Source organism: Citrobacter sp. Ce104, from assembly GCF_030334595.1.
Lineage (GTDB): Bacteria > Pseudomonadota > Gammaproteobacteria > Enterobacterales > Enterobacteriaceae > Citrobacter > Citrobacter europaeus.
The window spans coordinates 58,143-81,565 of record NZ_JAOWDP010000053.1 but is presented as its reverse complement, the minus strand read 5'-3'; the positions used below and the strand labels follow the sequence as shown (position 1 = coordinate 81,565).

19 protein-coding genes are annotated in these 23,423 nt (G+C 47.5%); 11 read left to right on the top strand and 8 right to left on the bottom strand.

What is annotated here, in order from left to right:
* Nucleotides 1-194: 194 nt before the first annotated feature.
* Nucleotides 195-1,352 carry an efflux RND transporter periplasmic adaptor subunit gene (locus OGW16_RS05480; RefSeq protein ID WP_047409348.1) on the top strand — a complete coding sequence of 386 codons (1,158 nt, stop codon included), beginning with the start codon at nucleotides 195-197 and terminating at the stop codon, nucleotides 1,350-1,352.
* Between the two features lie 28 nt (nucleotides 1,353-1,380).
* Nucleotides 1,381-4,497, top strand: coding sequence for an efflux RND transporter permease subunit (locus tag OGW16_RS05475; protein WP_047409345.1), 3,117 nt, complete (start codon nucleotides 1,381-1,383; stop codon nucleotides 4,495-4,497).
* Between the two features lie 202 nt (nucleotides 4,498-4,699).
* Here the strand turns inward: OGW16_RS05475 and OGW16_RS05470 are convergent, their stop codons facing one another.
* Complete coding sequence (locus OGW16_RS05470) at nucleotides 4,700-5,047, bottom strand: HdeA/HdeB family chaperone (RefSeq protein WP_043017262.1); 348 nt, start codon at nucleotides 5,045-5,047, stop codon at nucleotides 4,700-4,702.
* Nucleotides 5,047-5,643, bottom strand: a complete 597-nt coding sequence (locus OGW16_RS05465) for an HdeD family acid-resistance protein (protein WP_043017263.1) — start codon at nucleotides 5,641-5,643, stop codon at nucleotides 5,047-5,049. The genes OGW16_RS05470 and OGW16_RS05465 overlap by 1 nt, the downstream gene beginning before the upstream one ends.
* 280 nt (nucleotides 5,644-5,923) lie before the next feature.
* Here OGW16_RS05465 and OGW16_RS05460 point away from each other — a divergent pair, with 280 nt between their 5' ends.
* Nucleotides 5,924-6,550, top strand: a complete 627-nt coding sequence (locus OGW16_RS05460) for a YfdX family protein (protein WP_043017264.1) — start codon at nucleotides 5,924-5,926, stop codon at nucleotides 6,548-6,550.
* A 74-nt stretch (nucleotides 6,551-6,624) separates the two neighbouring features.
* Here the strand turns inward: OGW16_RS05460 and OGW16_RS05455 are convergent, their stop codons facing one another.
* The gene (locus OGW16_RS05455) at nucleotides 6,625-9,867 is read right to left on the bottom strand and encodes an ATP-binding protein (protein WP_286518048.1); all 3,243 of its coding nucleotides are present in this window, start codon (nucleotides 9,865-9,867) and stop codon (nucleotides 6,625-6,627) included.
* A gap of 4 nt (nucleotides 9,868-9,871) precedes the next feature.
* Nucleotides 9,872-10,486 (bottom strand): acid-sensing system DNA-binding response regulator EvgA, encoded by a 615-nt coding sequence (evgA, locus tag OGW16_RS05450; RefSeq protein WP_043017266.1) that lies wholly within the window; start codon nucleotides 10,484-10,486, stop codon nucleotides 9,872-9,874.
* A gap of 201 nt (nucleotides 10,487-10,687) precedes the next feature.
* Between evgA and OGW16_RS05445 the strand changes: the two genes are divergently transcribed.
* Both OGW16_RS05445 and OGW16_RS05440 read left to right on the top strand, forming a co-directional pair.
* On the top strand, nucleotides 10,688-11,074 hold the full coding sequence (locus OGW16_RS05445) for a hypothetical protein (RefSeq protein WP_286518047.1): 387 nt from the start codon (nucleotides 10,688-10,690) through the stop codon (nucleotides 11,072-11,074).
* A 22-nt stretch (nucleotides 11,075-11,096) separates the two neighbouring features.
* A complete protein-coding gene (locus OGW16_RS05440; RefSeq protein WP_080626207.1) occupies nucleotides 11,097-11,351 on the top strand; it encodes a hypothetical protein in 255 nt (84 codons plus the stop codon).
* Nucleotides 11,352-11,363: 12 nt separating this feature from the next.
* On the opposite strand, the gene OGW16_RS05435 is transcribed toward OGW16_RS05440, so the two are convergent.
* The 4 genes from OGW16_RS05435 to OGW16_RS05420 all read right to left on the bottom strand — a co-directional run bounded on the left by OGW16_RS05435 (nucleotide 11,364) and on the right by OGW16_RS05420 (nucleotide 15,939).
* Nucleotides 11,364-12,539 (bottom strand): ROK family transcriptional regulator, encoded by a 1,176-nt coding sequence (locus OGW16_RS05435; RefSeq protein WP_043017268.1) that lies wholly within the window; start codon nucleotides 12,537-12,539, stop codon nucleotides 11,364-11,366.
* Nucleotides 12,540-12,778: 239 nt separating this feature from the next.
* Nucleotides 12,779-13,807, bottom strand: coding sequence for an N-acetylglucosamine-6-phosphate deacetylase (locus OGW16_RS05430; RefSeq protein ID WP_080626205.1), 1,029 nt, complete (start codon nucleotides 13,805-13,807; stop codon nucleotides 12,779-12,781).
* Between the two features lie 10 nt (nucleotides 13,808-13,817).
* Entirely contained in the window at nucleotides 13,818-14,558 is a 741-nt protein-coding gene (locus tag OGW16_RS05425; protein WP_286518046.1) for a glucosamine-6-phosphate deaminase, read from the bottom strand.
* Between the two features lie 43 nt (nucleotides 14,559-14,601).
* Nucleotides 14,602-15,939 carry an MFS transporter gene (locus OGW16_RS05420; RefSeq protein ID WP_181231150.1) on the bottom strand — a complete coding sequence of 446 codons (1,338 nt, stop codon included), beginning with the start codon at nucleotides 15,937-15,939 and terminating at the stop codon, nucleotides 14,602-14,604.
* Nucleotides 15,940-16,495: 556 nt separating this feature from the next.
* On the opposite strand from OGW16_RS05420, the gene melR reads away from it, so the two are divergent.
* The 6 genes from melR (at nucleotide 16,496) to galE (ending at nucleotide 23,398) form a co-directional block, all read left to right on the top strand.
* Nucleotides 16,496-17,434, top strand: a complete 939-nt coding sequence (gene melR, locus OGW16_RS05415) for a transcriptional regulator MelR (RefSeq protein ID WP_043017272.1) — start codon at nucleotides 16,496-16,498, stop codon at nucleotides 17,432-17,434.
* A 193-nt stretch (nucleotides 17,435-17,627) separates the two neighbouring features.
* Complete coding sequence (gene nhaC / locus OGW16_RS05410; protein ID WP_075145763.1) at nucleotides 17,628-19,088, top strand: Na+/H+ antiporter NhaC; 1,461 nt, start codon at nucleotides 17,628-17,630, stop codon at nucleotides 19,086-19,088.
* A gap of 122 nt (nucleotides 19,089-19,210) precedes the next feature.
* The gene (locus OGW16_RS05405) at nucleotides 19,211-20,383 is read left to right on the top strand and encodes a MalY/PatB family protein (RefSeq protein WP_220771558.1); all 1,173 of its coding nucleotides are present in this window, start codon (nucleotides 19,211-19,213) and stop codon (nucleotides 20,381-20,383) included.
* 154 nt (nucleotides 20,384-20,537) lie between these two features.
* Nucleotides 20,538-21,173 carry a carbonic anhydrase gene (locus OGW16_RS05400; protein WP_016154107.1) on the top strand — a complete coding sequence of 212 codons (636 nt, stop codon included), beginning with the start codon at nucleotides 20,538-20,540 and terminating at the stop codon, nucleotides 21,171-21,173.
* 207 nt (nucleotides 21,174-21,380) lie between these two features.
* Nucleotides 21,381-22,319 carry a glucosamine inositolphosphorylceramide transferase family protein gene (locus tag OGW16_RS05395; protein ID WP_286518045.1) on the top strand — a complete coding sequence of 313 codons (939 nt, stop codon included), beginning with the start codon at nucleotides 21,381-21,383 and terminating at the stop codon, nucleotides 22,317-22,319.
* Nucleotides 22,320-22,381: 62 nt separating this feature from the next.
* The gene (galE, locus tag OGW16_RS05390) at nucleotides 22,382-23,398 is read left to right on the top strand and encodes a UDP-glucose 4-epimerase GalE (RefSeq protein WP_220771556.1); all 1,017 of its coding nucleotides are present in this window, start codon (nucleotides 22,382-22,384) and stop codon (nucleotides 23,396-23,398) included.
* Nucleotides 23,399-23,423: the final 25 nt, after the last annotated feature.

Genomic DNA, 23,423 nt, shown 5'->3' with positions numbered 1-23,423 from the left:
CCATCCAGCTTCATGAGATCCTTCGCTTAACATGTATTCTTCCTGTTACATATAATTTTTAACCGCTAATTCTTTAGCGAAGAAATGGGCTTTATCCTTCTCATGCCTGACCATCTTTTGTTATTTACCGACAATTCCCCCACCCTGCATGCAATAAAAGAACCTTTGTGTTTTCACATTATTCAGGGATTACAATGAACAGAAAATGCTTACTGTTGATACCATTATTCTTTAGTAGCGCCATCATCACCGCCTGCGATAATAAACCTGCAGTAAAAACCACCGCCATGGCGCCCGAGGTCGGCGTTGTTACCTTAGCGCCCTCCTCAGTGAATATTAAAAGTGAACTTCCGGGCCGCGCAGTTTCATTTGAGATCGCCGAAATTCGCCCTCAGGTTGGGGGGATCATCATAAAGCGCAACTTTATTGAAGGAGATAAAGTCAGCAAAGGAGAGTCACTGTATCAAATTGATCCTGCCCCGCTGCAGGCGCGACTGGATTCAGCCAAAGGTGCGCTGGCTAAGGCAATGGCGACGGCCAATAACATACGTCTGACATTAAATCGGCAGTCAGCGTTAATAAAATCCAATTACGTCAGCCGCCAGGACTACGACACGACGCGCTCACAGCTTAATGAAGCACAGGCCAATGTCGCCGTTGCTAAAGCGGAGCTTGAGCAAGCCACTATCAACCTGCGCTATGCCAATGTCACCTCGCCAATTGAGGGCATCAGCGGTAAATCCTCCGTGACCGTGGGTGCCCTGGTCACTGCCAATCAGGAAAATGCGCTGGTCACCGTTCAACGGTTGGATCCGATTTATGTTGATTTAACCCAGTCAGTACAAGACTTCCTGCGCCTGAAAGAAGAGAAAGCCAACGGCCAAATCGCCCAACAACAAGGCAAAATTCCGGTTGAACTGATGCTGGAAAACGGCAAGCCCTATCGCCATACCGGTACGCTTGAGTTTTCCGATCCCGCCGTTGATGAGACCACCGGTTCGGTGACCCTGCGCGCCGTATTTCCCAATCCTGAGGGTGAAATTTTACCCGGCATGTACGTCACGGCGCTGCTGGACGAAGGCAGTCAGCAGAACGTGTTGATGGTTCCCCAGCAAGGGATTACGCATAACGAACAAGGAAAAGCCACCGCGCTGATCCTTGACCCGGAAAACGTGGTGCAACTGCGTGAAATAAACGCCGTGAAGGCCGTTGGCAATCAATGGCTAGTGACCGCGGGATTAGGCCCTGGCGATCGGGTCATTGTGTCCGGACTACAAAGGATTCGTCCGGGAATCAAAGCCCGGGTCCTCCATTCAAAACTGAACACACCTGACGCGGTAACTGAACAGTAATATTTCAGGCATTAAGGACACTTTCTTCATGGCCAACTTTTTTATTGAGCGCCCGGTTTTCGCCTGGGTACTCGCCATTATCATGATGTTTACGGGCGGTATCGCGATAATGAACCTGCCTGTCGCCCAGTATCCACAAATTGCTCCCCCGACCATCACCATCAGCGCCGCTTACCCAGGGGCAGACGCAAAGACCGTTGAAGACTCCGTGACGCAAGTGATTGAACAGAATATGAATGGTCTTGATGGCCTGATGTATATGTCATCCACCAGCGATGCGGCAGGTAATGCCTCGATTATCCTGACCTTCAAAACGGGTACGTCACCCGATATTGCGCAGGTTCAGGTACAGAATAAATTACAGCTGGCGATGCCTTCCCTGCCGCAGGAGGTACAGCAGCAAGGGATAAGCGTTGATAAATCCAGCAGCAACATCTTAATGGTCGCCGGCTTTATCTCTGATAATAACAGTCTCAGCCAATATGATATTGCCGACTATGTGGCTTCAAATATTAAAGACCCGCTAAGCCGCACTGCCGGGGTGGGAAGCGTACAGTTGTTTGGTTCGCAATACGCCATGCGCATCTGGTTGGATCCGCAAAAGCTCGACAAGTATAACCTCACTCCGCAAGACGTTATTACTCAACTCAAAGTTCAGAACAATCAGATATCCGGCGGGCAACTGGGGGGCATGCCTCAGTCAGCCGATCAGCAGCTAAATGCGTCGATCATCGTCCAGACGCGCCTGCAAACTACCGATGAATTTGGCCAGATCTTCCTCAAAGTCCAGCAAGACGGCTCCCAGGTTCTGCTGCGCGATGTCGCACGCATTGAACTGGGTGCGGAAAATTATGCCACGGTTGCACGTTACAACGGCAAACCCGCCGCCGGGATTGCGATTAAACTTGCCGCTGGCGCCAATGCCCTGGAAACGTCCCAGGCGGTCAAACAAGAGCTGAACAGATTATCGGCCTGGTTTCCGGCCAGTATGAAAACCGTTTATCCCTATGACACCACGCCGTTTATCGAGATTTCGATTCAGGGCGTTTTTCATACATTGATCGAGGCAATCATTCTGGTATTCCTCGTCATGTACCTGTTTTTGCAGAGTTTCCGTGCAACGCTTATCCCCACAATCGCCGTTCCGGTAGTTATCCTCGGCACCTTTGCAATACTCGACGTCGCCGGTTTTTCGATTAATACACTCACGATGTTTGGCATGGTGCTGGCGATAGGGTTGTTAGTCGATGATGCTATCGTGGTGGTTGAGAACGTAGAACGCATTATTGCCGAAGAACATTTGTCACCAAAAGCGGCGACGCATAAAGCGATGGGCCAGCTCCAGAGAGCGCTGATCGGTATTGCCGTTGTGTTATCCGCTGTATTTATGCCGATGGCATTTATGAGCGGAGCGACGGGGGAGATTTTCCGCCAGTTTTCTATCACCTTAATCTCCTCGATGCTGCTGTCGGTGTTTGTGGCGATGAGCCTGACGCCTGCACTTTGCGCCATGCTGTTGAAATCCCATGAGGGAGAAAAAGCAAACACACATTTTCTGTTTACCCGTTTCAATCACTTCATGGAGAAATGTACTCAGCACTACACGGACAGCACCCGTAAACTTCTCCGTTGCACGGGCCGTTACATGGTCGTGTATTTGGTGATTGGCGCGGGCATGATCGTGCTGTTTTCACGCACCCCGACCTCATTTTTGCCAGAAGAAGACCAGGGGGTATTCATGACCACGGCGCAATTACCTTCCGGCTCAACGATGGTGAACACCAGCAAAGTGCTCGGAGAAATAACGGATTACTATCTGACGAAAGAACAGAAAAACGTCGCTTCGGTTTTCACCGTCGGCGGATTTGGCTTCAGCGGTCAGGGGCAAAACAACGGTCTGGCGTTTATCAGCCTGAAGCCCTGGTCAGAACGCGTTGGCGAGGAAAACTCGGTTACCGCCATTATTCGACGGGCGATGATGGCCTTAAGCACCATTAATAACGCCGTCGTTTATCCGTTTAATTTACCCGCAGTCGCGGAACTGGGGACCGCTTCAGGCTTTGATATGGAGCTGCTGGATAACGGTAACCTTGGGCATGAAAAAATGATGCAGGCCCGAAACGAGCTTCTGGCGCTGGCCAGCCAGTCGTCAGGAGAGGTTGACGGGGTGCGTCCGAACGGTCTGGAAGATACGCCGATGTTCCGCATTCACGTCAACGCCAGGAAGGCAGAAGCCATGGGCGTTGCGTTATCGGATATCAATCAGACCATCTCCACCGCGTTTGGTAGCCGCTATGTCAATGACTTCCTGAACCAGGGGCGCGTTAAAAAAGTGTATGTACAGGCCGATACGCCGTTTCGTATGTTGCCGGACAATATCAATCACTGGTACGTACGTAATGCCTCTGGCGCAATGACGCCGCTTTCCGCTTACTCATCCACCGAGTGGACCTACGGCTCCCCCCGCCTTGAACGCTACAATGGTCAGCCTGCAATGGAAATTCTGGGCCAGCCGGTCGAAGGAAAAAGCAGCGGCGATGCAATGAAATTTATGGCGTCGCTGATTAATAAACTGCCCGCAGGCGTTGGCTATGCCTGGACAGGTCTGTCTTATCAGGAAGCACTGTCCACAAACCAGGCGCCAATGCTGTACGGCATTTCGCTGATCGTCGTGTTTCTGGCACTGGCGGCGCTGTATGAAAGCTGGTCAATACCCTTCTCGGTGATGCTGGTTGTGCCAATCGGGGTGGTCGGCGCTTTGCTGGCTACCGATCTGCGCGGTCTGAGCAATGATGTTTACTTCCAGGTCGGGCTACTCACCACCATGGGGCTGTCGGCTAAAAACGCCATTCTGATCGTCGAGTTCGCCGTCGAGATTATGCAAAACGAAGGAAAAGCACCGCTTGAAGCCGCGGTGGAGGCCGCGCAAATGCGCTTACGTCCTATTTTAATGACCTCACTGGCTTTCATCCTGGGGGTTATTCCATTGGCAATAAGCGACGGCGCAGGCTCTGGCGCGCAAAATGCCGTCGGTACGGGGGTTATCGGTGGGATGTTGGCCGCAACCGTGCTGGCTATCTATTTTGTCCCGCTATTCTTTGTTCTCGTTGAAAACATGCTGGCGCGATTTAAAGCCCGACGCTGACTCGTTGTCCTATCCCTGGGATCTTATCCCAGGGATAGGACTTTGTTTGTCAGATCTACGGTCATTAGCGGGCCTTGCTATCCAGCGAGTTTCTCGTGGCTAGCAAGGTAAACATTACACGGGTATTTTCTTGTAGGGGAACAACTGGGGTAGGTACAGAGGTTGTCAATTCTAACTAATGCCAGGCTATCAAAACGGTTAATTAATAGTGCAGACCGGAACCTTTCAGATTTACAGCCAGTTCACCCAGTTTTATATTCGGATGCTGATGACACATTTTAACCATTTTCGGTACAGCTTCCGTTTCCACCTGATGCAGTGGAACATAATCATCACCTTTAAAGTCCGAATTTTTATTAACAATCACAAAGGCAATTGCCGTCTTGTATTGCTGACTCATATCAACGAATTCTTTACAGGTCATATCCTGTGGCGCAGCTTCCGTTGCCTGCGTAGCAAAAGCACGGCTCATCGGCGCCATAACAGAAGTCATAAGAATAACTGCAGAAACAACCAATTTAATATTCACAATGCACTCCAGAGGTAGCATTAATTTTTATCGGCGAGTTTATCAGTTTCTACCAACGTCGTATTTCTACGCAGACTGATAAAAGCTAAAGAACTAAAGATCATCTCAACGCCAATAAATATTGAGGTAAACACATATGACCTGTCGGGATCCATATTCAGCCACACGGCTGCAATGAGCAGATCAAAAATACCAATGAAAATATTCCATCCATAACCCGGACTGCGGAACATTTTGACACCGGAAGCAACACGAAAAATACCGCCAAGAATAAACAGGCAGCAAAAAACCATTGCCAATGAATTCATGCCTATCACAGGATTCTCGAGGAAACAGTATCCCAGCAGTAACCACGCGATAGCAAAAAAGGCATAGGTAAATTTGGCTTTCAACTGCTTTTTACCAGAGCTAAACAAGCTATAGATAGAATAGAAACCACACACCAGAAACATAAAACCTGTTGCGTAGCTTAAGTAAACACCCGCAGCGATTGGATAGATTAAGCAGCAGATGCCACAAACCAACAACAGCACCGCCATGATTGTGGCGTGTCTCTTATAATGAGTTAGTGTTTTTTCATTAAATGCTTTCAGGCTACGCTGATTAAAAACAAACATACATCCTCCGTTACATAGAAACGCAATGTAACCTGCTAATTAAAGAGTAATTCTCACTTAATACATATTACTTACAATGAAATGATAAGACTTTCACTCAGCGTTCGTATATAAGATAAAAGGACTGCCGTTATCCGTATAATCCTACACGCGTCAGACGTCTGACACCTGTAGGATTAAACGCTCATTATTCTTTCCTGGCTCTGATTCCACTCTTTTAATTTATTTAATATGCTTATTGCGTTTGGTGACATATGCCAACTTTATTCAGGAGAAAGTAATGAAAAAGATTATTCTTGCGGGTCTGCTTGCAACCATGATGGGTTCAGCTCCGGTACTGGCAGCGACCACTACCACTCCGGCACAAACCGCTACAGCCAATGTACAAAAAGAAGCTGCCGATATTATGCAGGTCGCGGTGCAAGGTGCAAATGCGATGCGTGATATTCAGCTTGCCCGTCTGGCCCTGTTTCATGGACAGCCTGACAGTGCTAAAAAATTAACCGACGATGCCGCTTCCCTGCTGGCAGGTGACAGCCACGACTGGGCGAAATTTGTAAAAACTGCGCCTAAAGCCAAAATGATTGACGATCAGTACGTGATTATTAACGCGACTGTCGCGCTGTCAGAAGACTACATTGCCACTCCAGCCAAAGAATCCGCTATCAATACAGCGAATGGTAAAATGGCCAAAGGCGACTGGAAAGGTGCTGTGGATACCTTACAGCTGGCGGGTATCAACGTACTTCAGACTCAATACCTGATGCCTTTAAATCAGACTCGTAAAGCCGTTGCCAGCGCACAAAAACTGCTGTCTTCTGGTAAATACTACGAGGCAAACCTTGTGTTAAAGGGTGCTGAAGAAGGCATTGTTATCGATAGCGAGATGCTGGGCGCAGGCCAGTAATACTCAGCACTACGGAGTGTTGAACCAGGACTTTCTCTCCCGATCGGGCAGCTACGGCTACCCGATTGGGGGGGTTAATGGCTAATCAGACTGTCGATCTCAATCTCAATTTCCCGCATGACCGCAACAATCTTCTGTAATGCTTCCTGGCGTACAGCCAGAGGAAGACAGTCATGTCGCATAGATTCAAAAGGTTCACACAGCGTCTGAAGAGCAGTAATACCCAGAATTTGCGCCGAACCATGCAACCGGTGAAGAGCCCGCAAAAACAGCTGAGGTTCATCTTGCAAAACGGCTTTTCCGGCCGCCTGTAAATCGCTGAGCGTTGCCTCGCGAAATGTTTCGAGTATCTCATTCATTAATGCACGATCGCCGCCGGTATTTTCCGTCAGAACATTGAATTTCAGATGTCGGATCGAACAAGGAGACGAATAACCGGTTTCGATTTTGCTCAGTTCATGCGTCAGCGTCTTAATCGACACGGGCTTAAACAGACACAAATTCATCCCATTTTGCAGACACCGATCGCGTGACTGCGGGAGCGCGCTGGCCGTTAGCCCCCATATTTGTAAATGAGGCTGCTGACGACGCAATGAAGCCGCGAGATCAAACCCGTCCTTCTTCGGCATATTCACATCGGTTATCAACAGGTCGTATGATTTTTTAACCAGTTTGGCTTCGGCCTCCTCGCCATCACACGCTTCATCCACGCTGTAACCAATGGCGTTCAACTGTCGCTTAAGCAGCAGACGATTGGTCGGGTTATCATCTGCTATTAAAATAGACAGGCACGGTAGCGGCAACAGAGCGCCTGGCGTGTCGCCATCCGGAACAACTGACTGTCGGGCAGTCTCAACCGGCAACGTGATGGTAAACGTGGTTCCTTGCGACGGGACGCTCATCAGTTCAAGCGTACCGCCCATCAGCGTCACCAGCTCTTTGCAGATAAATAACCCCAGACCGGAACCCGTTTGTTGACGCCCACAGCGCCCCTGAGCATAACGATGAAATAGCCCAGCCTGCTCCTCTTCACTAATCCCACAACCGGTATCGCTAATAGCGATGGTCAGGTTGCCGTGATTCTCCTCGTCAGGCGTCAAACGGGCCGTCACGTGAATACTGCCCTGCTCGGTAAACTTCAGCGCATTACCCACCAGATTGGTGAGAATTTGCCGTAAAGCCTGCTGATCGACAAAGACCCGCTCGTTCGCCGGCAACTGGCTAACGCAGGCAAGCGTAATGCCTTTCTGTCTGGCTAAGGCATCGAAAGAGTGACATTGCAATTCAATGAGCTGCGAGAGATCCGTCCATTGAGGAACAACCTGGTATTTACCAGACTCAATCTTATCCACGTCCAGAATCTTACCAATCAGCCCAAGTAATGACTGGGCCGTCGCTCCGGTAAGGGCAATCGCCTCCTTTCGCTGCGCCGGACTGAGTTCTGAACTCGATAGTAATTCCAGAAAACCCACAATCGAGCTTACAGGGGTACGTAATTCATGGCTCATGCTCGCAAGAAAACGACTTTTGGCCTTGGTCGCTTCAATTGCTTTGTTCTTTTCGATTTCCAGCTCTTGAGACAATGCTTCTTTAAGATGGAGCTGCTCTTCCAGCAGACGCTGCGATTGCTTTCTTTTATTGACCTCACGCGAAAGTGAGATCCCCCAGATCAGGCTAATCGCTATCAGCAGCAGCGCAAACACCACCAGTTGATAGAACTGTTTGCTATATCGGCTCCAGATATCGACCTGCGTATTGGAAATTTTCGACCACTTCTCCGTCATCTGCAAAATTTCACGTGGCGGTATGGCCTGCAGCGCTTTATCCATTACGGACTTCAACATGGGCTCGTGAGGAGAGACCGCAAAACTTACCGAGGCACCCGGCATATCAGGAAGCCTAAAAAAGTGCATATTTTTCTGGTAGTCATGATCGACCATGTACCTTGCCGACAATTCGGTAGCGATTGCCGCGTCAACCTTGCCATCCCTGAGCATAGTCATCGCGACGCTACCAGTATCGGCATCCACCCAGGTTGCCTTGGGGTAGCGTTGTCTCAGGTCACTTTCCAACACATGTCCAGCGGGCAACGCAATACGGATCGGTTTATTCAGTAGCGAGTCGGCCGTTTCCTCGCGGGAAGTGATAATCACAAATGCGACATTCATCAGCGGATCGCTAAAGGTCGAATTGCGCTGATTTTGATTAGTCAGGGTGATGGTGGGATACATATCCCATTGTTCGCCGCTTATTTTTTTCATCTGTTCACTTTTCGAATCAGCTAAAACGGGTTCAAAATCAAGCCCCGTTTGCAGATGAATAATATTCAGCAAATCGCCAAGGATACCGCGTAATTCACCACTGCGATCAACAAGCGTATAGGGCGGGTAATCTGGATTGATTAAAATACGAATAGTATGTTTTTTCTTCAGCCACGCTTTCTCCCGATCGGTGAATGGAATCGGCGCATTCAGATAGGCCAGGTTGCCGCGGTTCAGCCAGTTCTGCATGACCTGCATATGAATTTCATTGCTGATTGATGTAATGAAACCATCAAGAATATTTCTTAATACCGGCTGTTCTTCCTTAACCACAAAATAATTATATTGCTCTTGTTTATCAAAGTAGTGCGTAATAACCAGTGATTGTGAAAAATATCGGGAGATACAATGACTGCTGGTGATATTGTTACCAATGTAATATTGGCTATCACCATTCACAACCGACGCCATGGCCTGATATTCGTCATCGTAAAATGAGACTTTAGCATCAGGAAAAGCATCCTGGATAACATCAAGGAAAGGACAATCACGGACACACGCGACGCTAACCTGATGGTCCGTGGTCAGCGGCAGCATGGTGTTTTTTAGCGAGGTCACAAGCGTCGGCCACGTTGTCAGCAATGCCGAAGTGCGCAATAAATTCCCGCCGACATCCTGGCGCCTTGAAAGCTGGGTTATCAGCGTATCGACATCGTTACTGGCGAGCGCGGCCAGTGCTTCTTGCTCATTATCATACTGCTTTATAACAATTTTTAGATTGAGATTCTTTTGCATTAGCGCAAGATAATCCGCATTGACTCCCCGGTAATATTCCCCACTATTTTGGTAAACAATGGGGGAGACTTCCGGTAACCAGGTGCCAACAACCAAGGTTTTTTTATGCGCTAACCAGTTCGTTTCTTCCCTGTTCAGACTGATTTTTTGTACAGAGGTACTATAGTTACTTTTCAGCTCAACTTGCCGGGCAGAGCTTACATCCGTAGACACCCCGATGGTAAATATGACCATCAAAAAAATAAACAAGCGTTCCAGCATTACTCTATCCTATTTTATTTCTCTGCGCGTAATCATATATTTCCATTAATGATGAGCAATCTAATTTCTCCATCAAACGACTTTTATAGGTACTTACGGTTTTATTGCTGATGTTCATTTTGCTGGCAATTGTGCTGTAATCCATACCGTTGAGAATATAACGCAACACTCTCATTTCCTGGGTCGACAATGTATCAAGCTTATCCTGCTCGCTGACAGATGAACCCGTAAAATGCTCAAGAGAAAAGGGGAAATAGCTGTAACCATTTTTAGCGGCTTCAATGGCGGCAAGAATATTATTCATACCTTCTTTTTTACTCACAAATCCGTTGGCACCATATTCGGCGCTACGTTTACCGTAAAAATATTCATTTTTAGCTGAAATGATAATGATTACACCAGCATAGTGCCGCTTTCTCAACTGCTCCAGCACTTCGATGCCGCTAATACCCGGTATATCCACATCAACAATCAGCAGTTCCGGTTTCGTTTTTTCAACGGTTTGAACCACGTGATCCCCGCAGTCGAGCTCGGTGGTTACGGTAATACCATTTGTATCGAGTAAGTTGCGGATGGCTATGCGAGCCAATGGGTGATCGTCAACGATTATCGCGTTCATTGCGTTTAAGAATCCCGATAAATAAAGAGAGGCGATGGCTATAGAGCAGGTGAGTCTGCAATATTATTGATTTATATATCATTAGACTCAGGACGCAAATTCTAACATAGCCATGCGCTTATTTTATGATTTTTTCATAATTCAAGTGAATAAATCATGAAAATAACATTTTGGTTTACAAAATTTAAACTTTGATACTTAGTGAACATCAAATCATTAACACGCAGCAAAGAGAATATTCCTACACATGTAGGACAAACCTTTCATGTATCACGGCTCATTCTTAATGAAAAAGTTAAAATAATCAGTACGCTGAGTATAAAAAAATCACAGAGTGGACTACGTGCCGTATATTCTTCTATTTTACAAGGTTTATCCCGGGAAATTAAACCGCATGGGAATTTGTCAACAAGCCAGACCATTAAACAGCGAAGTGTTAAACCATATAAAAATATATATCGCCCTAAAAATAAAGTTATTTATGTTTTTCCTGTTATAGCAAATAAAAACAACAAACCCTCTCATTTTTGCGGTTTAAAACCCCCTGTGTTATTTTCTCTGGAAAATTCAATTAAGCGATTGATTTAGAGACTCTGGGCACGTACGTATCATGCGAAAAATACAAAAGCTTATCAGCGCAGAGCGTGAGGAGTTCACCCCTTACTCCAGCCTGTCCGCAGAATCGATATCGCGCATTGCTACGGGCTGCGGTCGGGATGAGATTGCTGATGCGCACATCCTGATGAAACAGTTTAAATCCGAACTGGTCACCATTCCTGAGTGGGATGGTGACACAGAGGATGACATCTGGCGCGCTATTCAGCTACTCCGCACAATTCTCGAGCAAATTCAGATCGGGCCATGAAGAAATGCGTCTTCACTGTAACAGCTTTGCGAGCCCTTGTTCGAGTATGGGTATCGCCGCACCGTAGACACCGAGATCGCGGCTAACCTGACTAACGGACAATTGCTGGATCGTCTGCCCAAAGAAGCTGTTTTGTTGCTCAAACCCTGCGCAAAACGCTTGCCAAATACCGGTATTTTTAACGAAAGGGCCAGAAACAATCAGCTTTTTAGGAAAGAATACGCGACAAACGTTTGAAGCTGCGGTTGTCATCTGATCAATCGCTTGCTGTATTGCTGGGTTATCTGCCAGATCCTTTGATGCCAGAAGAGTAGCAATATTCTCTTCATCATCACCCGCCTGAAACTCTTTTCCGAGCACTTCGTGTCCGATTGACCACAGCGCTGCAACCGTTTCCAGACACCCTTTTTGTCCACAGTGGCAAGGTGCATTTTGTCCTGAGATATGCCAGTGACCAATTTCGCCAAAAGCATACCCCCCTTCGACAATATTGTCCCCGGACTGACCAAACGCAAAACCAACACCGTATCCCCAGTGTAACAGCAATGTACTTTCATCTTGCTGGAGCAGATGAATCAATAGCTCATTGTCCAGCGTGCGTGAAAGCGTGATTGAGTCGCTTTCTTTTGGAAAAACAGCGCTGATATCCAGGTTGTGCATCCTGGGCCAGCGAGAGGTGTGGATCCAGCGATTCGTGGTCCGATCAAAAACCCCACCCAGCGAAAAGACAATGCCTGCTATTTCTGCATCTTCAGGTCGCCTGGCAATAATGTCGTTATAAAGATGACGAAAAATAGCTTCCAGAGCCTTATTGTCGCTGCCAGGAGGCGCCTCGGTATGCTCATGTGCAATAATCTGCGCCGCCAGGTTGACCATAAATGTGTGCACTGACTGACTAATCACCTGAAAAACAATCGTCACCACTCTGTTGGCATTGACGCCAAGCGTCAATGATGGCCTCCCTCGTCCGACATGCTCGCTGGGTTCTTCCGTTAACAAGCGAGCCTCCAGAAGTTCAGCCACATAGTCAGAGATCGTCGTTGAACGAATCTTCAATCGTTTCGTGGCTTCACTTCGGGTTTTAACCTCACCCTTCAGAACCGCAAGAAACACGCGTTCCTTATCATTGAGCAAGCCGCGGGTAATCGGTAAATGGGTAAGAAAGTCTATTGTGCGTTTATTATTCATGCTCTTATTAACACGTTTCGGGTTCAGACCGGGAAGTTTGCCGCATTCCCCCACAGTAACTCTGCAGAGGCACATGTTGTCATCAGAGCTACCTGACGAAGTATCCAGAAAGGCAACGCATCGATCAACCCTGATTTACCTTTTCATATGAGCAGGAACAAAGAGTTACAACGTTGAGAGATATTACTAGATAAGGGAAAGACGGTAAGAATGTTACAGGGGCATTGCTGCCCCGTTTTTTAATGAAAGCACCTGCTTAAGGCAGTGCCAATGCGGCATTCAATAACGGTATTGTTTTCATCCCAAATGATTCTGCTCTCCATGTTTGCACACTGGTGGTGCGCCATGGTTTTTTGCATAAATTGCATGGGGTGAACGCTCGCCATCGCGACGGCCTCATCAAAGCCGACAAGTTGCCAGGTCACAAGATTACGCACCGCCCTGTCCAACGTCAGGCTGGAACCCGCCAAATTGCTTGCCCCTGGCTGGCGAACCGTACCGTCTTCAGCGCGTTCGACCATTGCCCCGGCAAAAGGGTACATCCCCGGGCGTTCACAGGCTGCAGCGCTCATCGCATCCGTTACCAAAATTGAACGGGGCACCGTTTTCGCCCGTAGCAGGTTTTTGAGCGCAAACGGAGGAATATGTAATCCATCAGCAATAAAACTGGCATGTAACGCATCGCAACTCAATTGCGCCTGTAATGTGTTATCCAACTTTGCCAATTCCTGAGGAATACCGTTTCCCAGATGTGTGCACAAACTGATACCTGCACTGACCGCTATCTGAAGCTGGGCATGACCAATACTGGAGTGTCCGACTGCAACGCGTTTTCCCCTTGCCGCTAGCCCTCGCACAAATTCCCCTCCTTCATCAAATTCAGGGGCGCAGGTGACCAGCAGAATCGGTCTTGAAAGGCCGTGTTCGAGGTCAGCAATGAACTGGGGGTCAGGTGGCGTCATATCTTCCGCAGGGTGACACCCGGCATATCCGTCTGCCGGGTTCAGAAAAGGTCCTTCCAGATGATATCCCGGAACCATTAACGCACCGAGCTCACTGTTAGCAACCGCTTTATCGAGCGCCTGAAAGCGTTTCATCAATACAGCTTTAGATGCTGTGATCAGCGTTGGCAGACAGCAGGTCACGCCGGTTTTCAGCATAGCTTCTAACGCAGAGTCCAGCATCTCGGCATCAATATTTTCATCATTGAAATCAATGCCGGCAAACCCATTTACCTGTATATCAAACAAACCTGGAGTGACTTTCATCTTTCATCCCTTACCGTTCAGTCATTAGCGATGCGGATTCATTATCCAGAAATATCTGGCATGCGGGATGACGCTGAACAATAGAGGCTGGAACCGTATTTATCACGGGGCCTTGCAGGGCCTGTTTTACTGCCTGCGCTTTACGGCTGTCAGGGATACTTAGGATCAGCACTTGGGAGCACATAATCTGGCTTATGCTCATTGAAATAGCCCTGGACGGAACCTCTTCTATGCAACTAAACCATTTTTCGCCTAACTGTTGCTGGCGGCACGCATCATCCAGTGCAACCTGTAAATAGGGAACAGTGGTAGTAAAATCAGCTGGCGGATCGTTAAAGGCCAGATGTCCATTTTCACCAATTCCTGCGAAGCAAACATCAATAGCCTGTGCGCCGATCAACCTGTTCAGACGGTCAATCTCCAGATCGATATCTTCAGCAGAACCATTAACGCCGACAAACTGCTTCAATGTAGGGAGTTTTTCAACTACGCGTTCACGAAGATAGCGGCGAAAGCTTGCCGGATGATCGTCACTTAAACCAATGTATTCATCCAGATGGAAAATCGTCACTCGGGACCAGTCAATATCCGCCTGAATGAGATTTTCCAGCATTTGGAATTGGCTGGCACCGGTCGCAAGAATAATGGCAATGTGTTCTTTCTGAGCCAATGCTTGTTGCATGGCAAGGGTACCTGCTTCAGCGGCTTTCTGACCTAAAATATCTTTATTTTCTGCAATGATAATTTTCATCTTTACCTCATTAGTGAATTTTACGCTATTCCCTGAACGTCCATTAATGATGTTCTTTTAATCCCCTTGCCATTTGTACGGCCACTAAAGTCAACAAACTGCAAAACATGAGATAGCAAATTAAAAGAGTTGGCTCACCATCACCAAAGGTGATAAGCGCTGCGGCAATAACGGGGGTCGAACCGGCAAAAATAACGCTGTTAAGCTCCCGTGATAAAGCGATACCAGAGTAGCGGTACTGAGTTGGAAAGAGATTCGCAAGGAATGCGCCTTGCGCCCCAGACGTCGCGCCATGCCCAATACCGTAAGCAATACACATTCCGATGGTTGCCAGCACGATATTACCGCTATCAAGAAACCAAAATAATGGGAAAGCGAAAGCACCGAGGAAAATCGCGCCAAAAGAGAAGACCACGGTAGTACCATATTTATCGGCCATTTTTCCCATTATCGGCGTCATAATGGTATTGACCGTCACGGCAATCATCAGCGCCATCAAACCCTCAGATTTCGCCATCCCCAGCGTATTAGTCAGATAACTGATACTAAAAACGCTGAGCAAATACCCATTTGCCTGATGGCCTGCCAGGCTGAAGAAGCCGCAGATGAGGTTTTTCGGGCTATTAACGATCAACGCTTTAATAGGGACAGACTGGGTTTTCTTATTAGTTTCAGCTTTCTCCATTGATCTTACATATTCAGGGGTTTCATCCAGATGTTTACGGATATAAATAGCCACAATAAACAATACAATGGAGAACAAGAATGGAACACGCCACCCCCAGCTCATAAAGGCCTCATCCGGCAATTGCGTTACCAGAAAAAACGCCAGCGATGAAAGAAGAATAGCGACCCCGGTAGAGGCATTAATCAGCGAGGTATAAAAACCACGCTGTTTAACCGGTACGTATTCAGCAACAAAGGTTTGCGCCCCCGCGAGCTCCGCGCCCGAACCAAATCCCTGCATCAGGCGGATAACCACCAGCGCAATTGTCGCCCAAATACCAATATGGTGATACGTGGGTAACAGTCCCAACGCCAATGTGGCGATGCCCATTAATACCACAGCAAAAATCAAGGCCGGTTTACGTCCATAACGATCGCCAATATGGGCAATAATTACCCCACCTAAAGGACGAGAGACAAAGCCGACCGCAAAGGTTAAAAAAGCGGCCAGCGTGGCAATGGTTGGCGAAAGATTCGGAAAATAGAGTTTATTAATAACCAGTCCAGCAGCTGCTCCATACAGCGAATAGTCATACCATTCAATAACGGTTCCTGAAATGCTGGCGAACATAACTTTGCGGATCGTTTTCTTACTGGCACCCTGTTCTTCCGGGACATCCAGTTGGCTTACTCTGTCTAAATTGGCTTCACTCATTGCTCCCCCTGAATTTCTTTAAATAATTGTTTTCATGCAATAAAAAATTGCATGAGCTGGGTAACAAGCGGACATCAACCTCGCACAATCTGACGTTATCACTCTAAAAATAATTTTTGAACATGATCGTTCATAAATCAGGTTATAAATGTGACAGCGGTCATGAGATTAGGGTTCAAGGGGTAAAATCGGATACCAAAACGCATGATTGAGGGGACAGGATGAGAGCAAAAAACAGGCTGTAACAGGGCTGGAGATCGGCACAGCCTGATGACGCTTCGTTTATCAGGGCTACGGCTTACAAGCTTTAGTTGGCCGGATAAGGCGTCAGCGCCGCCATCCGGCAGGTAAAACAAAGCCTCCTATGTCTGACCGTTTTTAAGATTAAAACTCCCCTTTCCCGTTAACTCAGATCGGCAAGCGGCAGGCACAGGATCTGAGTTTTTGGGAATAACTTCGCGAAAATGGAGAGAAAACGGCGTTTTTTTTCAGTTAAGCTATGTTCATGCTTTGGCGCTACCCATGGTCAGATCCACTATTCAGGAACCCACCCATAATGGCAAAAAGTACCCCGCAGCTGCCGCTCGACCCACATATGTGTCGCAGCTATGAAAAAAAGTCGCGAAGTCCGCTGGCACTCTACTCTGAGTATCAGCGTATGGACGTCGAGCTGCGGGCGCCGCTGGCCATGAACTACAGCCACTGGCATGGTCAGGTTGAGGTGAATGTGCCGTTTGATGGCGATGTGGAGTACCTTTTCAATGACGAAGTGGTGAAGAGCAAACAGGGATTTATCACTCTGTTCTGGGCCTGCACACCTCATCAGTTGACGGATGCCGGGCATTGTAAACAGATGGCCATCTTCAACTTACCGATGCATCTGTTTTTGTCCTGGCCGCTGGACAGGGAACTGATTAACCACGTGACGCACGGAATGGTGATCACTTCGCTTGTTTCGCAGCAGTTGAGCGCATTTGAAGTGCAGCGTTGGCAGGGTGAACTCAACAGCGACAATGAGCAAATTCGTCAGTTAGCCATTGATGAAATCGCCCTGATGCTCAAGCGATTTAGCCTCGCTGGCTGGCGGCCGGTACTGGGTAACAAGACGTCACGCACCCAGAAAAACAGCATTTCACGGCATTCACAATTTTACGTTAGCCAGATGCTGGAGTTTATTGCCGCCAATTGCGACAAACAACTCACGGTCGATGCTATTGCCGAACACGTTAAGCTCAACCCCAATTACGCGATGGGTATTTTTCACCGGGTGATGCAACTAACCATGAAACAGTACATTACCGCAATGCGTATCAACCATGTGCGGGCTTTACTCAGCGACACGGATAAAACAATTTTGGATATCGCGACGATTGCAGGTTTTCGCTCCAGCAGCCGTTTTTACAGCTCGTTTCATAAATACGTCGGCATGCCGCCGCAGCAGTATCGCAAACTGAGCCAACAACGCCGAAATCATTCACCTTATGCCGAGGGGTAATTTATTCGCCAGACTCTCTCTTACCTTACTACCAAAATATAAGCACCAGAATAGCAGGTCAAAACAGATAATCTGCTGCAGTTAATAAAATAGGGTTCAGCCATGAGCTCTGGCAACTATGTTACTCAGACATGAGTGACCTGTAGCAGGTATTTATTTGACGTGTTCAACCATTAACGATTGGGATGGAATTATGGAATTAAATAGCTGCACCGCTAACAACAGAAAGCCATTGTCTTTCTTTTGGTCAGTTTTACCGATGGTTGTCATGCTGGGCGGAATTAGCATCGGGTATTTTATCTTTAATATTCGTGCTGAACCCATGATCCTGATGGGAACGGCAACCGCCTCGTTTATCGCCATCGCGCACGGCTACACGTGGGATGACATTCTACAATCTATTTGTAATAAAATATCTGAAGCGCTGCCTGTTATATTAATTGTTGCCAGTATCGGTTTCTTAATTGGCGCTTGGATGGTGTCAGGCACTATTCCAATGATGATTTATTATGGTCTGAAATGGATTAATCCGCAGTTTTTCTATATTTCAGCATTTATGCTGGGAGCGTTGATCTCAGTATGTACCGGCACTTCCTGGGGATCCATCGGCACCGTCGGGATTGCCATGATTGGCGTAGCAATTGGCCTGAATGTTTCGCTGCCGATTGCTGCTGGCGCTATTGTCTCCGGCTGCTGGTTTGGTGATAAGCTCTCGCCGGTTTCTGATTCAACCAACATGGCGGCGCTGGCTGCCGGGGTAAACCTGTACTCACATATCGGCCATCTGCTGTGGACCACCGGCCCGGGCTTTATTGTTTGCTGCGTTGTTTACAGCTATATGGGCATGGGCATTGATGCTTCGTCCAGCGCGCCGGCAAATATCACCAGCCTGATGAACTCTATCGGTCAGATTTATCACTTCAACATTCTGCTACTGCTGCCGCCGATCATCGTTTTGTATGGCTCACTATCAAAAAGACCACCAATCCCGATGCTCTTTTTATCCACAATCGTCTCAATGATTCTGGCATTAGTCTTTCAGCAATTTACCGCATCTTCGGTCGGTGAATCCGTGGTCAGCGGCTTTAAGCTCGCGATGCTCACCGGAGACAATCTGCCAACACTGTCTTCCGATGTTTCTCGCTTACTGGAACGCGGCGGCGCCATTTCAATGTTTAGCAGCTTCGTTACCGTTTTCAGCGCCTTCAGCTTTGCCGGAGCAATGAGTGCGACAGGCTCTCTACACACCGTGATAAACGCGCTTACTAAAGGCGTGAAATCCACATTTCGCCTGGTGGCTACCACAATTGTAACGACGGTCACCATTTGTGCCTGCACGGCAAATGGGACCTTGCCATTGCTGCTGTGTGGTGATGCCTTTAAAGAGGAGTACAAAAAACGAGGGCTTGCGACAAAGAATCTTTCGCGTACTACCGAAGATGCCGGAACCGTTGTCGAACCGATTATTCCCTGGTCTGCCTCAGGTGTTTATTGCGCCACGATGCTGGGCGTGGCAACGCTTGATTATTTGCCATGGGCAATCCTCTGCTACAGCGGGGTTATCTTTGCTTTGTTGTGGGCAGCAACCGGTATTGGCATTGCTAAATATGAACCCAACGAATCTACAGAGCATATGGTGGAGCAAAAGTCATAGGTTATTAATCGCTAAAATTAACCACCACCAGGGTTAATTACTATATCTATTAGATATACATAAACATTCTTCGCTGTATTGCGTTGCTTAAATTATTTTCAGAGACTTTCCAGGAGTCAGCAATGTCTTTGTTTGATGATATTGTCACAAGGGATGTGAATTGCCGTAAATACGGACAATTACAACAGATGTACGGTACCACCGATGTATTACCGCTGTGGATTGCAGATATGGATTTTGTAACGCCAGAGCCAATCATGAGCACGTTGCGTTCGGTGGTGTCACAACCGGTACAAGGCTATAACATGGATTATCCACAATGGAAAGAGTCCGTTATCGATTGGTATAAACAACAGTATAATACTGACATCAAGGCACACTGGTTACATTTTATTCCCGGTGTCATAAAAACTATCGTACTTTCTTTAATGGCGCTTACCCGTCCGGGCGATAATATTTTAACCTGTACGCCAATATATGACCCCTATCCTAATCTGGTAAAAACCAGCGGCAGGAATTTGATTCAAACGCGCCTCATTGAAAATGACGGTCATTACGAATTTGACTGGCATGATTTCAGCGAGAAGCTCAAGCAGTGCAAAATGTTTCTTTTCCCTTCGCCGCATAATCCGGGCGGTATGGTGTGGTCGCGAGAAACGCTGGAAAAAGTCAGTCACTATTGCAAGCTTGCTGGCGTCATTATTCTGTCTGATGAAGTGCACAGTGATTTAACGCTGCCCGGCAAGCGCCATCTGCCGTTTTTTACTCTCGACGAAGCGGCAGGCAGCCAATCAATCGTGCTGACCTCTATCAGCAAGACCTTCAATACCGCTGCGATCCAGGGCGGAATAGCCATTATTAAAAATGATGAATTACGCCATCAGTTTTATGGTTTCCTGGATAACTGCTACCTTGCCGAGACGCATTCCTTACAGCAGGCAGCCATTTACAGCGCCTTTACCCATTGCGGCGACTGGCACCAGAAATTATTAGCCTACCTGGCCGACAATGTGGCATTTGTTAAAAGTGAACTTGAACAGCACTGCCCTTTAATCTCAATTGTGTATGGCGGCGCATCGTATCTTCTGTTTCTGAACGCACAAGAGATGAATCTTAGCGATGAACAGCTAAACGTTTTTTTTGTGCATGAAGCAAAGCTTGGTCTGTCGCCCGGCGCGCAATATGGTCCCGGCGGCGAGGGCCACATGAGACTCAACGTTGGGTGCCCGCGCCCGGTACTGGTAGAAGCGATGAACCGGCTTAAAGCGGCGTACGAAAAACGGCAGAGAGCATAACGCACAGCACACTATTCGCCCCACTACTGTGGGGCAAAATTATCCAAAGATGTTGCAGAACTGCTATAAACTCTTTCCCTTCCGTCGGCTGGTGTTAAACTGGAAAGTGTGATCTTCATCATAACCTGCTTAAACAGAGAAAAGAGACACTGCTATGCAACATATCATTGAGGGCTTCCTCAACTTCCAAAAAGAGATTTTCCCTCAACGTAAGGAACTCTTTCGCAGCCTGGCGTCCAGCCAGAATCCTAAAGCGCTTTTCATCTCCTGTTCCGATAGTCGTCTGGTGCCAGAACTCGTTACTCAGCAAGAGCCCGGACAGCTTTTCGTTATCCGTAACGCCGGGAATATCGTACCGTCTTTTGGACCGGAACCAGGCGGCGTTTCCGCGACTATTGAATACGCGGTAGTGGCACTTGGCGTGACGGATATCGTCATCTGCGGGCACTCCAACTGCGGCGCGATGAAAGCCATTGCCGATAGCCAGCCTCTGGATCCGATGCCTGCTGTCGCTCACTGGCTGCACTATGCCGATGCCGCGAAAGCCGTGGTCGAGAAGAAAACCTGGGATAACCCAATCGATAAAGTTAACGCCATGGTGGAAGAGAACGTTATCGCACAGCTCAACAACATTAAAACGCATCCTTGTGTCGCGGTTGGCTTGCGAAACAACGCGCTTCGTCTGCACGGATGGGTTTATGACATCGAAAGCGGTGAAATCCGTACCCTGGATAAAAACAGCAAAACCTACGTTTCTCTTGCAGATAACCCGCAGGTGCATTTCGAGTAAATCATTCACTGGAGCAAGGATGCTCTGGATAGCTTTTACCTACTTTTGTGCTATAGACAAAAAACACACTTGCGACTAGCTTTAAAATAGCCACTGGTGTTCCCACATCGGTTTTCGCACATTAATATAACATTGCGGCAGGTCTCATGCACTGAGTCGCAAACGGCCGTTCATACATGGTGCAGGCGATAAAAGGAGCCGGTACGAATGCAAGCAAAAATAAAAAGAATAATAAATATGTTATTCTATCATGAGTCGTGGGATATCATGATTATTAAGGATCACGGCACACACTTATTCCCAAATAATACGCTGGAAATATTAAGTAAATCAGCCGCACAGCAGTTAAAAAAGAAATATACGTTTCAGGCCGATCCTTTTCTTATTGAAAAAGACGACAAACTCTATGTTTTTTATGAAGCTTTTAGCTTTCGCAACTCGAAAGGCACGCTCCGATGCCGCATTCTTGATCGTGAACTGACTGAAATTGATGATGTGAAGCTCGAAGGTTTTGACGACCTGATGTGTCATTTGTCATTTCCCTTCCTGATTAATATCAACGATCAGCTCTTCATGATTCCTGAGTCATCAGAAAGAAAAGAAGTAATACTGTTTCAGTCGGTAGAATTTCCAGCTCGCTGGAAGCAAATTAAAGTTCTAATCTCTGATACCGAAGTAACCGATAACATTTTTCTTTCAATGAATGAGACCTGCTATCTGATGTCCACCACCATGGATAATAAAATAATTATTCATTCAGCAGAGCATCTTTACGGACAGTGGCAGCGAATTACTCCTGCCTTGAAGGTGAGCAACCCTCATCATCGTGGAGCGGGCGCTCCTTATCTTGTCGATAACAAAATGTATTTTCTCACCCAGGAATGCACGCCTGAAACCTATGGAAAATCTATCTACATCAAGGAATTAGTCACCCTGAATAACGCTAATTTTGATGAGAATCTGATCGAACAAATCAACTCGTCGATCAACCACAGTGACGGTGTCCACACGCTGAATTTCTCAAGTAACTATATTGCTTATGATACAAAAATAAACAAATTCAGCTTTTTATCTATACTTAAAAAAATATCTTACAAGTGTATGGTGAGGTATCGTAACTATTATCTTACCAGGCGTCACCCATAACCTTCTTCCAGGGCAGTGACGTGAATTAATGCCCATTTTGATAGCATTTTTCTGGAGTCTGTATGGCAATTCTTGTCACTGGTGGTGCAGGTTATATTGGTTCACATACTGTGTTAACGCTACTGGAAAGAGGCGATGATGTCGTAGTCATCGATAATCTGGCGAATGCGAGCCGAATCTCGCTGGACAGGGTCGCGGAGCTCACCGGAAGAGAACCCATTGTCTATATCGCCGATGTTCTCGACAGACAGGCATTGAAAAATATTTTCGCCAACCATAACATCACCGATGTCATTCATTTTGCCGGGCTAAAATCGGTTTCAGAGTCGATAAAAGCCCCCCTCGCCTACTATGAAAACAACGTCACCGGTACGCTGGTTTTACTGGATGAGATGCTGGCCGCAGGCGTTAATCGATTCATTTTTAGCTCATCAGCTACAGTATATGGCAATCCGGAAAGCGTACCGCTGAGCGAGCAATCGCGTACGGGCGGAACCACCAATCCGTACGGCACCTCTAAATTAATGGTCGAACAAATCCTGGCCGACTTCTCACGCGCGCAACCCGATTTCCGCATTACCTGCCTGCGCTATTTCAACCCGGTCGGCGCCCATCCATCGGGTCGGATTGGTGAAGATCCTAACGGTATCCCTAATAACCTGGTTCCGTACATCTCCCAGGTCGCGATTGGTAAGCTGGAAACCGTGTCGGTGTACGGTAATGATTATCCCACTCCCGACGGCACCGGCGTGCGTGATTATATCCACGTAATGGATTTAGCGACCGGCCATTTAGCCGCACTGGATTGCCAGAACAAAGGCGCTGCCTACAAGGTGATTAATCTCGGTACCGGAGTCGGTTATTCCGTAATTAATCTGATTGAGGCGTTTGAAAAAGCGGCGCAGACAAAAATAAACTATCAGTTTGTCGACAGAAGACCCGGCGACATTGCCGAATGTTGGTCTGACCCGTCACTGGCATACAAAGAGTTAGGCTGGAAGGCCATCTATAACCTTGATGAAATGATGCGTGACACGTGGAACTGGCAAAAAAATAACCCGAATGGGTATCACATCTGATGTATGCGGCAACGCGCCTGACCGC